The sequence below is a fragment of the Nocardioides terrigena genome, from assembly GCF_003047265.1.
GTDB lineage: Bacteria > Actinomycetota > Actinomycetes > Propionibacteriales > Nocardioidaceae > Nocardioides > Nocardioides terrigena.
The window spans coordinates 46,948-61,721 of the sequence record NZ_PZYY01000010.1 but is presented as its reverse complement, the minus strand read 5'-3'; the positions used below and the strand labels follow the sequence as shown (position 1 = coordinate 61,721).

12 protein-coding genes are annotated in these 14,774 nt (G+C 71.5%); 3 read left to right on the top strand and 9 right to left on the bottom strand.

Features of this window, described 5'->3' with window-relative positions:
* Nucleotides 1-5: 5 nt before the first annotated feature.
* The 5 genes from DAE25_RS19290 to DAE25_RS19270 form a co-directional block, all read right to left on the bottom strand.
* Nucleotides 6-1,088 (bottom strand): hypothetical protein, encoded by a 1,083-nt coding sequence (locus DAE25_RS19290; protein ID WP_107767761.1) that lies wholly within the window; start codon nucleotides 1,086-1,088, stop codon nucleotides 6-8.
* Nucleotides 1,085-1,645 (bottom strand): SigE family RNA polymerase sigma factor, encoded by a 561-nt coding sequence (locus tag DAE25_RS19285; protein WP_107767760.1) that lies wholly within the window; start codon nucleotides 1,643-1,645, stop codon nucleotides 1,085-1,087. The genes DAE25_RS19290 and DAE25_RS19285 overlap by 4 nt, the downstream gene beginning before the upstream one ends.
* A gap of 68 nt (nucleotides 1,646-1,713) precedes the next feature.
* Nucleotides 1,714-2,775 (bottom strand): ABC transporter permease, encoded by a 1,062-nt coding sequence (locus DAE25_RS19280; protein ID WP_107767759.1) that lies wholly within the window; start codon nucleotides 2,773-2,775, stop codon nucleotides 1,714-1,716.
* Nucleotides 2,772-3,662 carry an ABC transporter ATP-binding protein gene (locus DAE25_RS19275; protein WP_107767758.1) on the bottom strand — a complete coding sequence of 297 codons (891 nt, stop codon included), beginning with the start codon at nucleotides 3,660-3,662 and terminating at the stop codon, nucleotides 2,772-2,774. Before DAE25_RS19275 ends, DAE25_RS19280 begins: the two co-directional genes overlap by 4 nt.
* Before the next feature lie 18 nt (nucleotides 3,663-3,680).
* A complete protein-coding gene (locus DAE25_RS19270; RefSeq protein ID WP_107767757.1) occupies nucleotides 3,681-8,555 on the bottom strand; it encodes an NAD-glutamate dehydrogenase in 4,875 nt (1,624 codons plus the stop codon).
* 146 nt (nucleotides 8,556-8,701) lie between these two features.
* Here DAE25_RS19270 and DAE25_RS19265 point away from each other — a divergent pair, with 146 nt between their 5' ends.
* Complete coding sequence (locus DAE25_RS19265; protein WP_107767756.1) at nucleotides 8,702-9,172, top strand: DUF2505 domain-containing protein; 471 nt, start codon at nucleotides 8,702-8,704, stop codon at nucleotides 9,170-9,172.
* 7 nt (nucleotides 9,173-9,179) lie between these two features.
* On the opposite strand, the gene DAE25_RS23280 is transcribed toward DAE25_RS19265, so the two are convergent.
* The 4 genes from DAE25_RS23280 to DAE25_RS19250 are packed head-to-tail and all read right to left on the bottom strand — an operon-like array spanning nucleotide 9,180 to nucleotide 12,748.
* Complete coding sequence (locus DAE25_RS23280) at nucleotides 9,180-9,332, bottom strand: hypothetical protein (RefSeq protein WP_159083845.1); 153 nt, start codon at nucleotides 9,330-9,332, stop codon at nucleotides 9,180-9,182.
* Entirely contained in the window at nucleotides 9,329-10,963 is a 1,635-nt protein-coding gene (gene pruA / locus DAE25_RS19260; protein WP_107767755.1) for an L-glutamate gamma-semialdehyde dehydrogenase, read from the bottom strand. The genes DAE25_RS23280 and pruA overlap by 4 nt, the downstream gene beginning before the upstream one ends.
* 10 nt (nucleotides 10,964-10,973) lie before the next feature.
* Nucleotides 10,974-11,312 (bottom strand): DUF6912 family protein, encoded by a 339-nt coding sequence (locus DAE25_RS19255; RefSeq protein WP_107767754.1) that lies wholly within the window; start codon nucleotides 11,310-11,312, stop codon nucleotides 10,974-10,976.
* The gene (locus DAE25_RS19250; RefSeq protein ID WP_107767753.1) at nucleotides 11,309-12,748 is read right to left on the bottom strand and encodes a WS/DGAT/MGAT family O-acyltransferase; all 1,440 of its coding nucleotides are present in this window, start codon (nucleotides 12,746-12,748) and stop codon (nucleotides 11,309-11,311) included. Before DAE25_RS19250 ends, DAE25_RS19255 begins: the two co-directional genes overlap by 4 nt.
* 168 nt (nucleotides 12,749-12,916) lie before the next feature.
* Here DAE25_RS19250 and DAE25_RS19245 point away from each other — a divergent pair, with 168 nt between their 5' ends.
* Nucleotides 12,917-13,381, top strand: coding sequence for a hypothetical protein (locus DAE25_RS19245; RefSeq protein ID WP_107767752.1), 465 nt, complete (start codon nucleotides 12,917-12,919; stop codon nucleotides 13,379-13,381).
* A 1-nt stretch (nucleotide 13,382) separates the two neighbouring features.
* Nucleotides 13,383-14,720, top strand: coding sequence for a hypothetical protein (locus DAE25_RS19240; RefSeq protein ID WP_234411152.1), 1,338 nt, complete (start codon nucleotides 13,383-13,385; stop codon nucleotides 14,718-14,720).
* The last annotated feature ends 54 nt before the right edge of the window (nucleotides 14,721-14,774 follow it).

The following is a 14,774-nucleotide window of genomic DNA, read 5'->3' as shown; positions in this document are numbered from 1 at the left end:
GGACCTCACATGTCGTTGCCGAGGAACCCGAGGTCGCCGCCGCTGACCTCCAGCACCTCGACCTCGTCGCAGGCACCCGTGACGGGGTCGCAGTCGGAGACCTTCGTCGCGCTGCCCGCCCGCGACGCGACCAGGACCGAGCCGTCGGTGTCGACGGTCCAGTTCGTCGCGCCCTCCTCCTCGGTGACCGACAGCCGGAGCGGGTCGCCCGCACCCGTGGGGGCCAGGGTGCTCGACCAGGCGAGCACGTGGGCCCCGTCGTGGGTGAGCTGGGAGTCGATGGCTCCGGGGACGTAGGTGTAGTCGCGCTGGCCCACCCCCGGCTCGGGCTCGGGCACGTCACCGTCGTAGAGCACGACGCCGTTGCGGACGTCGGCGATCCTCGTCCCGGGCCCGGCGAAGGGACGGCCGAAGTTGCCGTCGAGGTCCCACACCGAGGTGCCGTTGCCGTCACGGAAGAAGACCGCCCCGTCGTCGAAGGCGTCGATGACCACGTCGCAGGAGTCGCAGACAACGTTGATGGCGTCGACCACCGCGACCGCCTCGGTGTCGACGACGTAGATGCGAGGCACGCCGTCGCGCTCGATCGCCACGGCCACGCGGGACGACGTGGAGTCCGCCTTGACCGTCGGATGGAAGTCCGCGCGCCCGTCGACCGGACCCGGCACCAGGGAGTGGATCTTTCCGTCGAGGCCGAACAGCTCCGGGAACCCGGCGTCGTAGTACACGATGCCCTCGGGGGTCGCGGCGGCGTCGGTGTCGAAGCCGGGGACCTGCGAGGTCGGCACCCGCAGACCTCCGTAGCGCAGGTCGCCCCCGGGATCGGCGTACGCCCGCAGCCCGTCGGCGGCACCGACCACCGGGTCGGTCGCCACGTCGCCCTTCCCGGCCCTCTGGTCGGACGGACCCACCAGCTGGGTGACGGCCAGGCCGCCCACCACGAGCGCGGCCGCCACGGCACCCGCGGCCACGGCCCGGCGCCGGTTGCGGATCCGGCGGCCGTCGCGCACCACCGCGACCAGGTCGCCCGGGGGCGGCGTCACGCGGTCGAGACGGTCGGCGAGCGCGTCGCGCAGGTCGGTGCTCATGCCAGGTCTCCTTCGTCGAGGGCCGCACCGGTGGTGCGGCGGAGGTTGCCGAGGGCGGCGGACGCCTGCGACTTGACGGTGCCGCGCGAGCACCCGAGGGCGGCCGCGATCTGCTCCTCGCTGAGGTCCTCGTAGTAGCGCAGCACGATGACCGCGCGCTGCCGGGGCGGCAGCGCTGCCACGGCGTCCCACAGGGTGCTGCGGTCTGCCACGCCGTCGTCGAAGGACGGCTGGGGCGGTGGCTCGCCGACGTCGGCGTGCGGTCGCTCGCGGCGCCACCACGCCGACCGCCGGGTGCCCAGCACCTCGTTGACGACCATCCGACGCACGTAGGCGTCGGGGTGGTCGGCGGCGCAGACGCGAGACCACGCGGCGTACGCCTTGGCGAAGGCGGCCTGGCAGGCGTCCTCGGCCGAGGCCCGGTCGCCGGTGATGGCGAGCGCGGTGCGGTACATCCGCGGCCAGGTGGCGGTGAAGTACGCCGGGAAGTCGCGCTCGTGCGACTCCGCGCTCCTCCCCCGGCCGATCGTCGCCGTCTCGACCCCGTTGCTGTCCATGCCCTTCAGATGGCGGTGGGGGTCCTCCCGGTTGTCCCCGGTCGGGAGGTTTCGGCGGGACCCGCGACTCAGGTCGTCTCCCAGCGGAACAACCGCGCCGCCAGCAGGGTCACCGCGACCGCGAAGGCCGCGAGGATCCCCATCGGGACGAGTGCCGCCGTCCAGTCGTCACCGCGCACCATCACGTCGGTCATCCCGTCGTTGAGGTGGCGCAGCGGAAGGAGCAACGAGAAGCCCTGCAGCCACCCCGGCGCCCCCTCCAGCGGGAAGAACGAGCCGGACAGGAACGCCATCGGCAGCACGATGAAGTTGGCCATGTTGACCGCGCCCTCGGTCGTCTTGGCGACGGCACCGGCGAGCAGCCCGATGGCCATGAAGCACAGCGTCCCGACGACCAGCAGCGGGATCGCGGCCGGCCACGCACCGGTCAGCGTGAGGTCGAAGAGGGCCACCCCGATGCCGAGGAAGATCGCCATCTGCACGAGTGCGACACCGAGCGTGACCGCCACCCGGGCGGAGACCAGCGTGCGGGTGCTGACGGGCGCGAGCTGGAGGCGGCGCAGCAGGCCCGACGTGCGCCAGCCGTTGAGGGTCGCAGCGGCGCCGAAGGCCGCGCTCATCGCCACGGCCCACCCGAGCAGTCCCGGCGTGACGTAGGCGATGGCCTTGAGCGAGTCATCCTCCACGGCCTCGGTGCGCAGCGTGAACGTCGGGGGCTGGCCCGTCAGGGCGACGTTGGTGCCGTCGACGAAGGCGCGCAGCGAGCCCTGGACGATCGCCGAGCCGACCTGGTCGGTGCGGGTGTAGTGGGCGACGAGCTCGTTGCCCTGCATCTCCACCACGACGTCCACGTCACCGCTGCGCACCTCCTCGATGGCCGCGTCGAGGTCGTCGCCGCGCTCCACGGCGAAGGTCGCGTCGAAGGCGGCCCGGGACTCGGCGGGCATCTCGTCGAGGAGCGCCACCGGGCCGACCTGGACCAGGTCGAGCCGCGACTGCTCCTGGTCGCCGAAGATGCCCCCGAACAGCACCAGGAACATCAGGGGGAAGACCATCGCGAAGAAGACCGACGCCCGGTCCCGCAGGAAGCCCTTGAGGATCGCGGTGCTCAGGGTGACGAAGGAGGTCATGCGCGGTACTCCCGCCCGGTGACCTCGAGGAAGACGTCCTCGAGGGTGCCGCTGGTCACCGAGATGCCGTGCAGGCGCCCGAGCCCGGCGAGCGCATCGAGGACGGCGCCGGGCTGCGCCGAGGTGATCTCCACGCCGTCGCGGGTCTGCTCGAGGCGCTCGACGTGGGGTACGCCGTCCAGGCCGGCGGCGTCGCCCGGCACGGTGATCCGGGTCGACCTCCGCAGGCCGCGGACGAGGGCTTGCGGGGAGTCGAGCTGGAGGAGCCGGCCCTGGTCCAGGATCGCCACCCGGTCGCACAGGACCTCTGCCTCGTCCATGTAGTGCGTCGTCAGCACGACGGTGCGCCCGGAGTCGTTGAGGCCGGACAGCAGGTCCCAGAGGTTACGGCGGGCCTGCGGGTCCAGCGCCGCGGTCGGCTCGTCGAGGAACACCACCTCGGGATCGTGGACGAGGGCGCACGCGATGGAGAGGCGCTTGTGCTGCCCGCCGGAGAGGTCCTCGACGCGGGTGTCCGCCTTGTCGACCAGCCCGACGCGCTCCAGCCACTCGTCGCCGACGGTGCGCGGGACGTCGTACAGCGACGCAAAGGTGTGGATCTGCTCGCGCGCGGTGAGCCGCTCGAAGAACGACGACGCCTGCAGCTGGACGCCGATCCGCGGCAGCAACCCGGGATTGCGGGGCCACGGTCGCTCGCCGAGGAGCAGCACCTCGCCGGAGTCGGGCCGGCGCAGCCCCTCGATGATCTCCAGGGTGGTCGTCTTGCCCGCTCCGTTGGGCCCGATGATCCCGAAGAACTCGCCGTCAGCGACCTCGAAGGAGACGTCGTCGACCGCCCGGACCTCCCCGTAGGCCATCGTGAGGCCGCTGACCTCGATCGCTCCCATCCGCCGAGGCTAGCGGCGTCAGCGCGTGAGCAGCGTCCGCACCACCCGCAGGCCGACCGAGAGCCGGGCCAGGTCCGCCTCGTCGCGGCAGATCTGGTCCAGGGTCGCTGCGGCCCGCCCGATCAGCTCCGCGTCGGCGTCCTCCCACTCGGCCACCCGACCGGCCGCCGAGTCGTCGGCGTCGGTGGTCGAGAGCACGGCGGCGGTGAGCTGCTGGTGCACGGCGTAGAGGTCGTCGCGCAGCGTCGCGCGGGCCATCGTCTGCCACTTGTCGTCGCGCGGCAGGGCGAAGATCCGGTCGACCAGGGCGGGCAGCCCGAGGCGCTCGCCGAGGGCGAAGTGCACCCGTGCCACCTGGACCGGCTCGAGCGACTGCTCCTCGGCCGTCTCGACGATGCCGAGCAGGGCGTACGCCGGCGACAGCACGGCCACCCGGGTGGCGAGCTCCTCGGGGACGTCCTGGCTGGTGAGGCGGTCGCGGCGGGCCTCGAAGCCGTCGGCCTCGCGACCGCTCATGAGCCCCGGCAGCTCGGCCATCACGGACTGCACGCGCTCGCGGAAGAAGTCGACGGTCGCCTGCGAGTCGAGGGGAGGTCGACGGTTGTTGACCAGCCACCGCGAGGCGCGCTCGACGAGCGTGCGCATCTCGATCCGCATCCGCGTCTGGCGCTCGGCCGGCACTGCGTTGTCGTACGACGCGATCTCCTGGCGCAGGGACAGCGAGCCGAAGATCTCACGGGCCACGAAGTTGGCACGGGTGAGGTCCGCCGGCGAGGCGCCGGTCTCCCCCGCCAGCCGCGGCCAGAAGGTCATGCCCGCACCGTTGACGAGGTCGTTGACCACCTGGGTCACGATGATCTGCCGGCGCAGCGGGTGCTCCTCCATGGCGCCGACGTGGTCGGCGTGCATCCGCCCGGGGAAGTAGGCGAGCAGGTCCTCGCGCAGGTAGGGGTCGTCGGGCAGGTCGGAGGCCAGCAGCTCGTCGGCGAGCACGATCTTGGTCCACGCGAGCAGCACCGACAGCTCGGGCACCGACAGGCCCTGGCCGCGGTCGAGGCGGCGACGCACCTGACGTGAGGTGGGCAGCGCCTCGAGGTCGCGGTTGAGCACCCCGCGCTGCTCGAGCTGCTTCATCCAGTCCTCGTGGACGTGCAGCAGCGGCGCCGCGTGGGCGCTGGCGTTGGCCAGCGCGAGGTTCTGCTCGTAGTTGTCGCGCAGCACCAGCTCGGCGACCTCGTCGGTCATCTCGGCGAGGAGCTTGTTGCGCTGCTTCTCGGTCATGTCGCCCTCGGCGACGACCTTGTCGAGCAGGACCTTGATGTTGACCTCGTGGTCGGAGGTGTCCACGCCGGCGGAGTTGTCGATGAAGTCGGTGTTGATCCGACCGCCCTCGCCATCGACGCCGAGGCGGGCGTACTCGATGCGGCCGAGCTGGGTGAGCCCGAGGTTGCCGCCCTCGCCCACGCACCGGGCCCGCAGGTCCTCGCCGTTGACGCGGATGGCGTCGTTGGCCTTGTCGCCGGCATCGCCGTGGGTCTCCTCCGACGACTTGACGTAGGTGCCGATACCGCCGTTCCAGAGCAGGTCGACCGGGGCGAGCAGGATCGCCCGCATCAGCTCGGCCGGCGTCAGGGACGTGACCCCGTCGGCGAGCCCGAGCGCGCGGCGTACGGCGTCGTGGACCGGGATCGACTTGAGCGAGCGCGACCACACGCCGCCACCCTCGGAGACGAGGTCGGTGTCGTAGTCCTGCCAGCTCGACCGGGGCAGCTCGAAGAGGCGCTTGCGCTCGGCGTACGACGTCGCGGCGTCCGGGTCGGGGTCGATGAAGATGTCGCGGTGGTCGAAGGCCGCGACCAGGCGCGTGTGCTCGGAGCAGAGCATGCCGTTGCCGAAGACGTCGCCGGACATGTCGCCGATGCCGACGGCGGTGAAGTCCTCCGTCTGGCAGTCGATGCCCCGCTCGCGGAAGTGACGCTGCACCGAGACCCACGCGCCGCGGGCGGTGATGCCCATCGCCTTGTGGTCGTAGCCCACCGAGCCACCGGAGGCGAAGGCGTCGCCGAGCCAGAAGCCGTAGTCCTTGGCCACGCCGTTGGCGATGTCGGAGAAGGTCGCGGTGCCCTTGTCGGCGGCCACCACGAGGTAGGAGTCGTCGCCGTCGTGGCGCACGACCCCGGTCGGCGGCACCGTTTCGCCCTCGACGAGGTTGTCGGTGATGTCGAGCAGCCCGGAGATGAAGGTGGTGTAGCAGGCGATGCCCTCGGCCATCCACGCGTCGCGGTCGCTGGAGTCGGGCAGCTGCTTGCAGAAGAAGCCGCCCTTGGCGCCCACCGGCACGATCACGGTGTTCTTGACCATCTGCGCCTTGACCAGGCCCAGCACCTCGGTGCGGAAGTCGTCGCGTCGGTCGGACCAGCGCAGGCCACCGCGAGCGACCGCGCCGAAGCGCAGGTGCACGCCCTCGACGCGCGGGGAGTAGACGAAGATCTCGAACTTCGGGCGCGGCTCGGGCAGCTCGGGGATCGAGGACGGCTCGAGCTTGAAGCTCATGTAGGGGTGCAGCTCGCCGTCGACGCCGGTCTGGAAGTAGTTGGTGCGCAGCGTCGCGCGGACGTGGGTGAGGTAGGAGCGCAGGATGCGGTCGTGGTCGAGGCTGACCACGTCGTCGAGGGCGCGGGCCAGCCGCTCCTCGACCTTCGCCACCCGGGCTGTGCGGTCCTCGTCGTCGGCCAGCGCGCCGCCGGCGGGATCGAAACGGGCCTCGAAGAGCTGGACCAGCAGCCGGGTGATGTCGACGTTGCTGGCCAGCGCGCCCTCGATGTAGTCGAGGGCGAAGGGGGTGTTGCCCTGGCGCATGTACTTGGCGTAGGCGCGCAGCACGGTGGCCTGGCGCCACGTCAGCCCGGCGCCGAGCACCAGGGAGTTGAAGCCGTCGATCTCGTTGCGCCCGTCCCAGACGGCGCGCAGCGCATCGGAGAAGAGGTCGCGGGCGGTGGCCGGCAGCTGGCGGCCGTAGCGCAGCCCGAACTCGTAGATGTAGGTCTCGCGGCCCAGGCCCTCCAGCGAGTAGGGCCGTTCGTCGACGACCTCGACGCCCATCGAGGAGAGCATCGGCAGCACCCCGCTCAGCGAGAGCGGGGGGCCGACGCGGAACACCTTGAGCCGGGCCTCGCCGCGACCGGCGTCGACCTGCTCGAAGAGAGCCAGGTCGATGCCCTCGTCGCCCTCGATGGCCTCGATCCGGCCGAGGTCGGCGGCTCCCTGGCGGGGGTTGAAGTCCTCCTTGTACGCCTCCGGGAACGCCGCGACCCACCGGCGAGCCAGGCGCGAGCCGCGCTCCTCGCCGTACTCCGTGATGACGGCGGCGGTGAAGTCGTCGCGCCACGAGCGCGACGCCTCGATCATCCGGCGCTCGAGGTCGGCGACGTCGACGTCGGGGACGGTCTCGCCCTTGCGGGGGTGCACGACGAAGTGGACCCGCGCACTGGTGGCTTCGTTGACGCGCGCGGTGAACTCGACGCTGTCGCCGCCGAGGCGGTCCGTGAGGATCTGGGAGAAGCGCTCGCGGACGGTGGTGCTGTAACGGTCGCGGGGCAGGTAGACGAGGACCGACACGTAGCGGCCGTACGTGTCGCGGCGGGCGAAGAGCCGCAGCTGGCGCCGCTCGCGGGCGTACATGACGGCTTGCGCCGTGGGGGCCAGCTCGTCGGGCGGCGTGTGGAAGAGCTCGTCGCGGGGGTAGTTCTCGAGGGTGTCCATGAGGGCCTTGCCGGCGTGGCTGCGCTGGTCGAAGCCGACCTGCTGCATCACCGAGCGGACCTTCTCGCGCAGCAGCGGGATCCGGCCCACGGACTCGGTGTAGGCCGCGCTGGAGAAGAGACCGAGGAAGCGCTGCTCCCCGACCACCTCGCCCTGCGCGTCGAACGTCTTGACGCCGACGTAGTCGAGGTAGGCCGGGCGGTGCACGGTGGCGCGCGAGTTGGCCTTGGCCAGCACGAGCAGGGTCTTCTCGCGGGCCTTCTCCCGGACGAGCCCGGGGAGCTTGCCGAAGGACTCGGACATGTCCTGGTCGGCGCGCAGGATCCCCAGCCCGGTGCCGGGCATCGCCCGCAGCAGGAGGTCCTCGCCGTCCTCCTCGAGGCGGTACTCCCGGTAGCCGAGGAAGGTGAAGTGGTCGTCGGCCAGCCACCGGACGAACTCGGCACCCTCGCTCACCTCGCCCGGGTCCAGCGGGGGCGGGTCCGACTCGAGCTCGGCGACCACGCCGAGGGCCCGGTCGCGCATCTTCTCCCAGTCCTCCACCGACTCGCGGACGTCGCGCAGCACCCGCTGCAGGGACTCCTCGATGAGGGTCAGGTCGGCCTGGTCGACGACCCGGTCGATCTCGACGTGCATCCAGGACTCGTTGAGGGCGTCGGGCGCCGACTCGTCGACCACGCCCTCCTCGACGGCGCCGACGGTCTGCAGGGCACCGGTGATGTCGCGGGTGACCTCGAACTGGGGGTGGATGACCACGTGCACGTTGTGCTCGAGCCGGGCGAGCTCCATGGTCACCGAGTCGACCAGGAAGGGCATGTCATCGGTGACGACCTCGACCACCGAGTGTCCGGCCGCCGCCCAGCCGGCGTCGGCGGGACCGGGGGTGACGACCCGCACCGCGGCAGTGCCCTGCGGTCGCGACTGCGCGAGCCGGTGGTGGGAGGCCAGCGCGCCGTACAGGTCCTCGGGGCTGCGCTCGACGAGGTCCTCGGCGGCGACGTGCCGGTAGTAGGCGATCAGGAGGTCCTCGACCTGGTCGTGGTCGGGTCCCCCCGTGCCCTTCGAGTGACGCGCGGCGTCGGCGGCGCGGGTGAGCAGTTCGGCCTTGTCGTCCTCGAGCGTGGTGAGCACGATCCGACACTAGGACCCGGCTGTGACGGCCACAACACGGGGTCGGCCGTCAATGTCTCGTCCACCAGACATTCGGTCGTGACCGGACCGGCCGCCTCCGCCATGATGTCCCGCATGCCGCACACACACGAGAGCAGGAACCACTGATGGCCACGTCGTTGCGCAAGGAGCTCGCGTACGAAGCCAGCCCCGACGCCGTCGCCGCCATGCTGGCCGACGTCGCCTTCCGCGAGGAGGTGCTGGCCCGCCAGCACGTGCTCCGCGGGTCGGCCACGGTGGAGGGCGACACGGTGGTCGTCGAGCAGGTGCAGTCGGCCGCCTCGCTCCCGTCCTTCGCCCGGAAGTTCGTCGGCCACGAGATCGTCATCGTCCAGACCGAGCGCTGGGGCTCGACCACCGCCGCCGACCTGCACCTGACGATCCCGGGCAAGCCCGGCGACATCACCGGGGGCGTCACGCTCTCCCCGGCGGGGGCCGGCACCGTCGAGGTGGTCGACCTCACCGTCAAGGTCTCCATCCCGCTCGTCGGCGGCAAGATCGAGAAGCTCGTCGCGGACATGATCGAGAAGGCGCTCGCCAAGGAGCACCAGGTCGGCCAGGAGTGGCTGGCCCGCTGACCTCCGGTCAGTCCTCGTGGTCCTCGCGGCGGCGCCACCAGACGACCACCGCGAGGAGCACGAACGGACCGAACGCGAGCAGCAGGACCAGGGCCTGCTCGTAGGGGTGCAGCGACCCCATGTGCAACGGGGTCGGGTCCCCGGGGTGGAGCAGGGTCACTCGGCGTCCATGTAGGGGTACCGGTGGTCCTTCGGGGGCACGAACGTCTCCTTGATGGAGCGCGGCGAGGTCCATCGCAGCAGGTTGACCGCCGCGCCGGCCTTGTCGTTGGTGCCCGACGCGCGACCGCCGCCGAAGGGCTGCTGCCCCACGACCGCACCGGTCGGCTTGTCGTTGACGTAGAAGTTGCCGGCCGCGAAGCGCAGGGCGTTGCGGGCCCACGCCACGGCCGAGCGGTCCTGCGCGATGATCGCCCCGGTCAGCGCGTACGGCGCGAACGACTCCATCTGGTCCACGACCTTCTCGAACCGGTCGTCCTCGTAGACGTGCACGGCCAGGATCGGGCCGAAGTACTCCTCGGAGAACATCTGGTCCGTCGGGTCCGTGGACTGCACGATCGTCGGGCGCACGAAGTAGCCGACCGAGTCGTCGGTCTGCCCACCGGCCAGCAGGGTGAGGTGCTTGTTGGCCCGCACCCGGGCAATCGCCTTCTTGTGCTTGGCGAACGCGCGGTCGTCGATCACGGCGCCCATGAAGTTGCTGAAGTCGGTGACGTCACCCATGGCCAGGCCGTCGGTGTCGGCGACCAGCTGGTCCTTGATCTTGTCCCACACCGAGCGCGCGACGTACGCACGCGACGCGGCCGAGCACTTCTGGCCCTGGTACTCGAAGGCGCCACGCAGCAGCGCGACGCGGGCGACGTCGGGGTCGGCGGACGGGTGCACGACGACGAAGTCCTTGCCGCCGGTCTCGCCCACGATCCGCGGGTAGGCGCGGTAGCCCGAGATGTTCGTCCCGACGGTCTGCCACAGGTGCTGGAAGGTCGGGGTCGAGCCGGTGAAGTGGATACCCGCGAGGTCGCGGTGGGTGAGCGCGACCTTGGAGACCTCGAGGCCGTCACCGGGGAGCATGTTGATGACGCCGGGCGGCATGCCGGCCTCCTCGAGCAGCTCCATGGTCAGCGACGCGGCGAGCTGCTGGGTGGGCGACGGCTTCCAGATCACGGTGTTGCCCATCAGCGCCGGCGCGGTCGGCAGGTTGCCGGCGATGGCGGTGAAGTTGAACGGCGTGATCGCGTAGACGAAGCCCTCGAGCGGGCGGTGGTCGGTGCGGTTCCAGATGCCGGGGCTGTTGGCGATCGGCTGGTCGGTCAGGATCTCGCGCGCGTAGTGGACGTTGAAGCGCCAGAAGTCGATCAGCTCGCAGGCCGAGTCGATCTCGGCCTGGAACGCCGTCTTGGACTGGCCCAGCATGGTCGCGGCGTTGATCCGCTGCCGCCACGGGCCGGCCAGCAGGTCCGCGGCCTTGAGGATGATGGCGGCGCGGTCGTCGAAGGACATCGCCTGCCAGTCCGGGGCGGCCGCTGCCGCGGCCTTGACCGCCGCCTCGGCGTCCTTGGCCGTGGAGTTCTTGAAGGTGCCCAGCACGTGCTGGTGGTCGTGCGGCTGGACGACCTTGATCTCCGCGCCGCCGCCGTTGCGCCGTCGGCCGTTGATGTGGGCACGCAGCGTGTGCTGCTTGCCCTCGAGCCGGGCCAGCTCCGCCTTGAGCGCGGCGCGCTCGGGGCTGTGCGGGGCGTAGGTGAGGTTCGGCTCGTTGACCGGAGCCGGAGGAGAAGTGATCGCGTCCATGGGGCCGACCCTAGCGACCCGCGAGCAGGTCCGGGATCTCCTGGGTGGCGTACCACGCGAGGTCGTCGTCGGGGTCCGCGTCGTCGTCGGTGTCGACGTGCACGGACGCCACGAGCCGCACGGGCACCGACGTGGCCCCCGCCGGGACCTCGGCGACCAGCACGACCCGGCGTCCGGGACCGTCGAGGAGCGCGGCCGAGGCGTCCGCGGCGGTCATCAGCGCGGCGTACTCCGCCTCCTCCGAGTCGTCCTCGGCGGTGATGGGGTCGGCGTCGACCGGCACCGCGGCTTCGGCGTGGAACCGGGCCAGCAGGTCCAGGGTGGTCGGCAGGTAGGCGCGCACGCTCACGAGCGCTCCCCCTTGCGGCGCCCGCGGGGCGCCCGCTTGCGGGCACCGCTGGCGGTCTCGACGAGCTCGTCGAGCGACTCGAGCAGGCACTGGCCGAGGGTGTCGACGTCCGGGACGGCGTCACGGTCGGCGGTGATGCCGTAGAAGACGCCCCCGTTGTACGACGTGACGCCGACGGCCAGCGTGTGCTCGGGCAGCAACGGGTGGACCGGATAGGTCTCCACCATCTCGGCGCCCGCGGCGTACAGCGGGAACTGCGGACCGGGGACGTTGGTGACCGAGAGGTGGAAGCCGCGACGTGCCTCCGCGGCTGCCACCCTGGAGCCGAGCGCGTGGAAGGTCGTCGGCGCGAAGCCGGCGATCCCCGCCAGGCGGCGGGCCGACACCGCACGACCGGTCTCCTTGTGCGCCTGGAAGCCGTAGCTGACCTGGTGGAGCCGGACGACCGGCGAGGCCTCGCTGATCGGCAGGTTGACCAGGTGGCCGGCGATCTGGGTGCCGAGCGAGGTCGCCTCGAGGTCGTCGTCGATCACCGACATCGGCACCATCGCGCGGATCGTGCGGACCCCGGCCATGGACTCGGTGCGGGTCATCAGCCAGCCGCGCAGCGCGCCGGCGATGGTGGCCAGGACCACGTCGTTGATCGTGCCGCCGTGCACGCTGCGGATCTGCTTGTAGACCGCGAGCTCGGTGCGGATGGCGAGGAAGCGACGCTGCTGCGAGAGCGGCCGGTTGATGGGGCTGCCGTGGACCGGGCTCCGACCGGCCAGGGCCCCGGCGACGCCACCGACCTTGTGAGCGGCCGAGCTCACGGTCCGGGCCGCCGACTCCGCGTTGGCGCGCACCGTGTGGACCGCGGTCGCGGGCCGCTCCAGGGTGTCTGTGACTGCTCCCAGCGCCAGTCCCAGCGCGGTCGGTCGGCCGCGGGGCTGCCACTCGTCGTGGCCCAGGTCCGGGGCCTCGGCGGTGGTGTCGAGCAGGACCTGTCCGATGTCCACGGTCTCGCGACCGTCCACGAGGATCTGGTGGCTCTTGGTGAGGACCGCGACACGACCCCCCTCGAGACCCTCGACGAAGTAGATCTCCCACAGCGGCCGGCTGCGGTCGAGCGGGCGCGAGGCGATCCGGGCGACCAGCTCGCGCAGCTGGTGGTGGTCACCGGGGCGCGGGAGCGCGGAGCGGCGTACGTGGTAGCCGATCTCGAAGTCCGGGTCGTCGACCCACACGGGGTTGGCGAGGCGGCCCGGCACCGTCTGCAGGCGCTGGCGGTAGCGGGGCACGAAGGCGATCCGGTCGGAGATCAGCTCCACGAGGCGGGAGTAGTCGAAGCCGGAGTCACCGGGCTCGAAGATCTCCACCGTGGCGTTGTGCATCGGCGTCGATGGGGACTCGGTGGCCAGCAAAGCCAGGTCCCGCGGCCGCAGCCGCTCGGTCATGTCAGCCCCTTCGTATGGTGTCGGACACTCCTGGCGGCCCACGGGACGGCCCGGACGCCGACGGTGTTGCTCCCCGTGCGATTCTGGCAGAGGCTCCCACCCCGAGCGGTGGGAGTCCAACGCCGACACGGGGTGCAGGCCCCGCAACCCCGACTCGCTGGAGGACCCATGCGCGCGACGCGGCTCACCCCGCTGGCCACGACCCTGCTGCTGGTGACGCTGGGCGTCGCCGGTTGCGGCGGTGACGACACCACCCCCGAGCCCGAGACCAGCTCGTCCGCCTCCGCCTCGGACTCGCCCTCGGCGAGCGAGAGCACCAGCGAGAGCGCGTCCGCGACACCGAGCGACAACACGCAGACGCCGGAGCCCGAGCGGCCGACGATCGAGATCACCTTCGAGGGCGACACCGTGACCCCCAACGGGGAGCGCGTGGCCGTCCCGCTGGGCGAGGAGATCGACCTGGTCATCACGGCCGACGCGCCCGGCGAGCTGCACGTGCACTCGACCCCCGAGCAGGAGCTGGCCTACGAGGCCGGCACCAGCACCCTCCCGCTGGTCATCGACCAGCCCGGCATCGTCGAGGTCGAGTCCCACGACCTCGAGCTCGTGGTCGTCCAGCTCGAAGTCCGCTGAGGTGGGCCTGCCCACCGCCGGGCGCGACCTGCTCGCCCACGGGATCGGCGGCGCCAAGGACCTCCCGATCCCGCTCGAGCTCGCGATCGCCGGCGCGGTCGCCGCGCTGGTCGTGTCGTTCACGGTGCTGGCGGTCGCGTGGCGCACCCCGCGCTACGACGCCGCCACCAGCGGCCGGCCCGCACCGGCGTGGCTCGACCGGCTCACGTCGTCCACGGCGTGGCGGGTCGCGCTGCGCGTCCTCGGCTTCGTCTTCTTCCTGTACGTCGCCGCGGCCGCCGTCTTCGGCCAGGACACCCTCGTCAACCCGTTCCTGGGCGTCTTCTACACGCTGCTCTGGGTCGGCCTCGTCCCCGCGTCGGTGCTCCTCGGCCCGGTCTGGAAGGCCATCAGCCCCAGCCGGACCATCAACGCAGTGCTCGCCAAGGTGTCGGGCAGCGACCCCGAGGTGGGGATGTACACCTACCCCGAGCGGCTGGGCTACTGGCCGGCCGCGGTCGGTCTCTACGCCTTCGTGTGGCTGGAGCTGGTCTACCCGCACTCCACCGAGATCGGCCCGGTCCGGCTGTGGTGCGCGATGTACATCGGCATCATGCTCATCGGCGGCGCGCTCTTCGGCAACCGCTTCTACGAGCGGGCGGACCCCTTCGAGGTCTACTCGTCGCTGGTGGCCAAGCTGTCGGTCTGGGGCCACCGCGACGGGCGCCTGGTCATCCGGAGCCCGCTCGCCAACCTCGACACCGTCCCGGTGGCTCCCGGCCTCGTCGGCGTGGTGGCCGTGCTCTTCGGCAGCACGGCGTACGACTCGTTCAAGGAGGCGAGCCCGTGGGTGAAGTTCGTCCAGACGACGTCGATCCCCTCGGGCCTCATCGACAACGTCGCGCTGCTCGTCTTCTGCGTGGGCGTGGGGGTCATCTTCGCCGCCGGCTGCATGGCCACGGGTGTGGGGCCTGACGTCCGTCGCTCGACGCTGCCCGACGTCTTCGCGCACTCGGTGGTCCCGATCATCGTCGGCTACATCATCGCGCACTACCTGACCTACCTCGTGGAGTACGGCCAGACGACGATCGTGCAGCTGAGCGACCCGTTCAGCCGTGGTGACGACTACCTCGGGACCGCCGACCTCGAGGTCAACTACTGGTTGTCCTTCCACCCCGACTTCCTGGCCCGGCTCAAGGTCGGCGCGGTGATCGTCGGTCACGTGCTCGGCGTGATCGCGGCCCACGACCGCGCGGTCCGGATCCTCCCCCGGCGCCACCAGCTGACCGGTCAGCTCTCGCTGCTCGTCGCGATGGTGTTCTTCACCGTGGGCGGGCTCTACCTGCTGTTCGCCGCCTGACATCTCCCCAGGCAGGAAATGGGGAACGGGACCGGCCGCCGGCTCCTGGCCGAC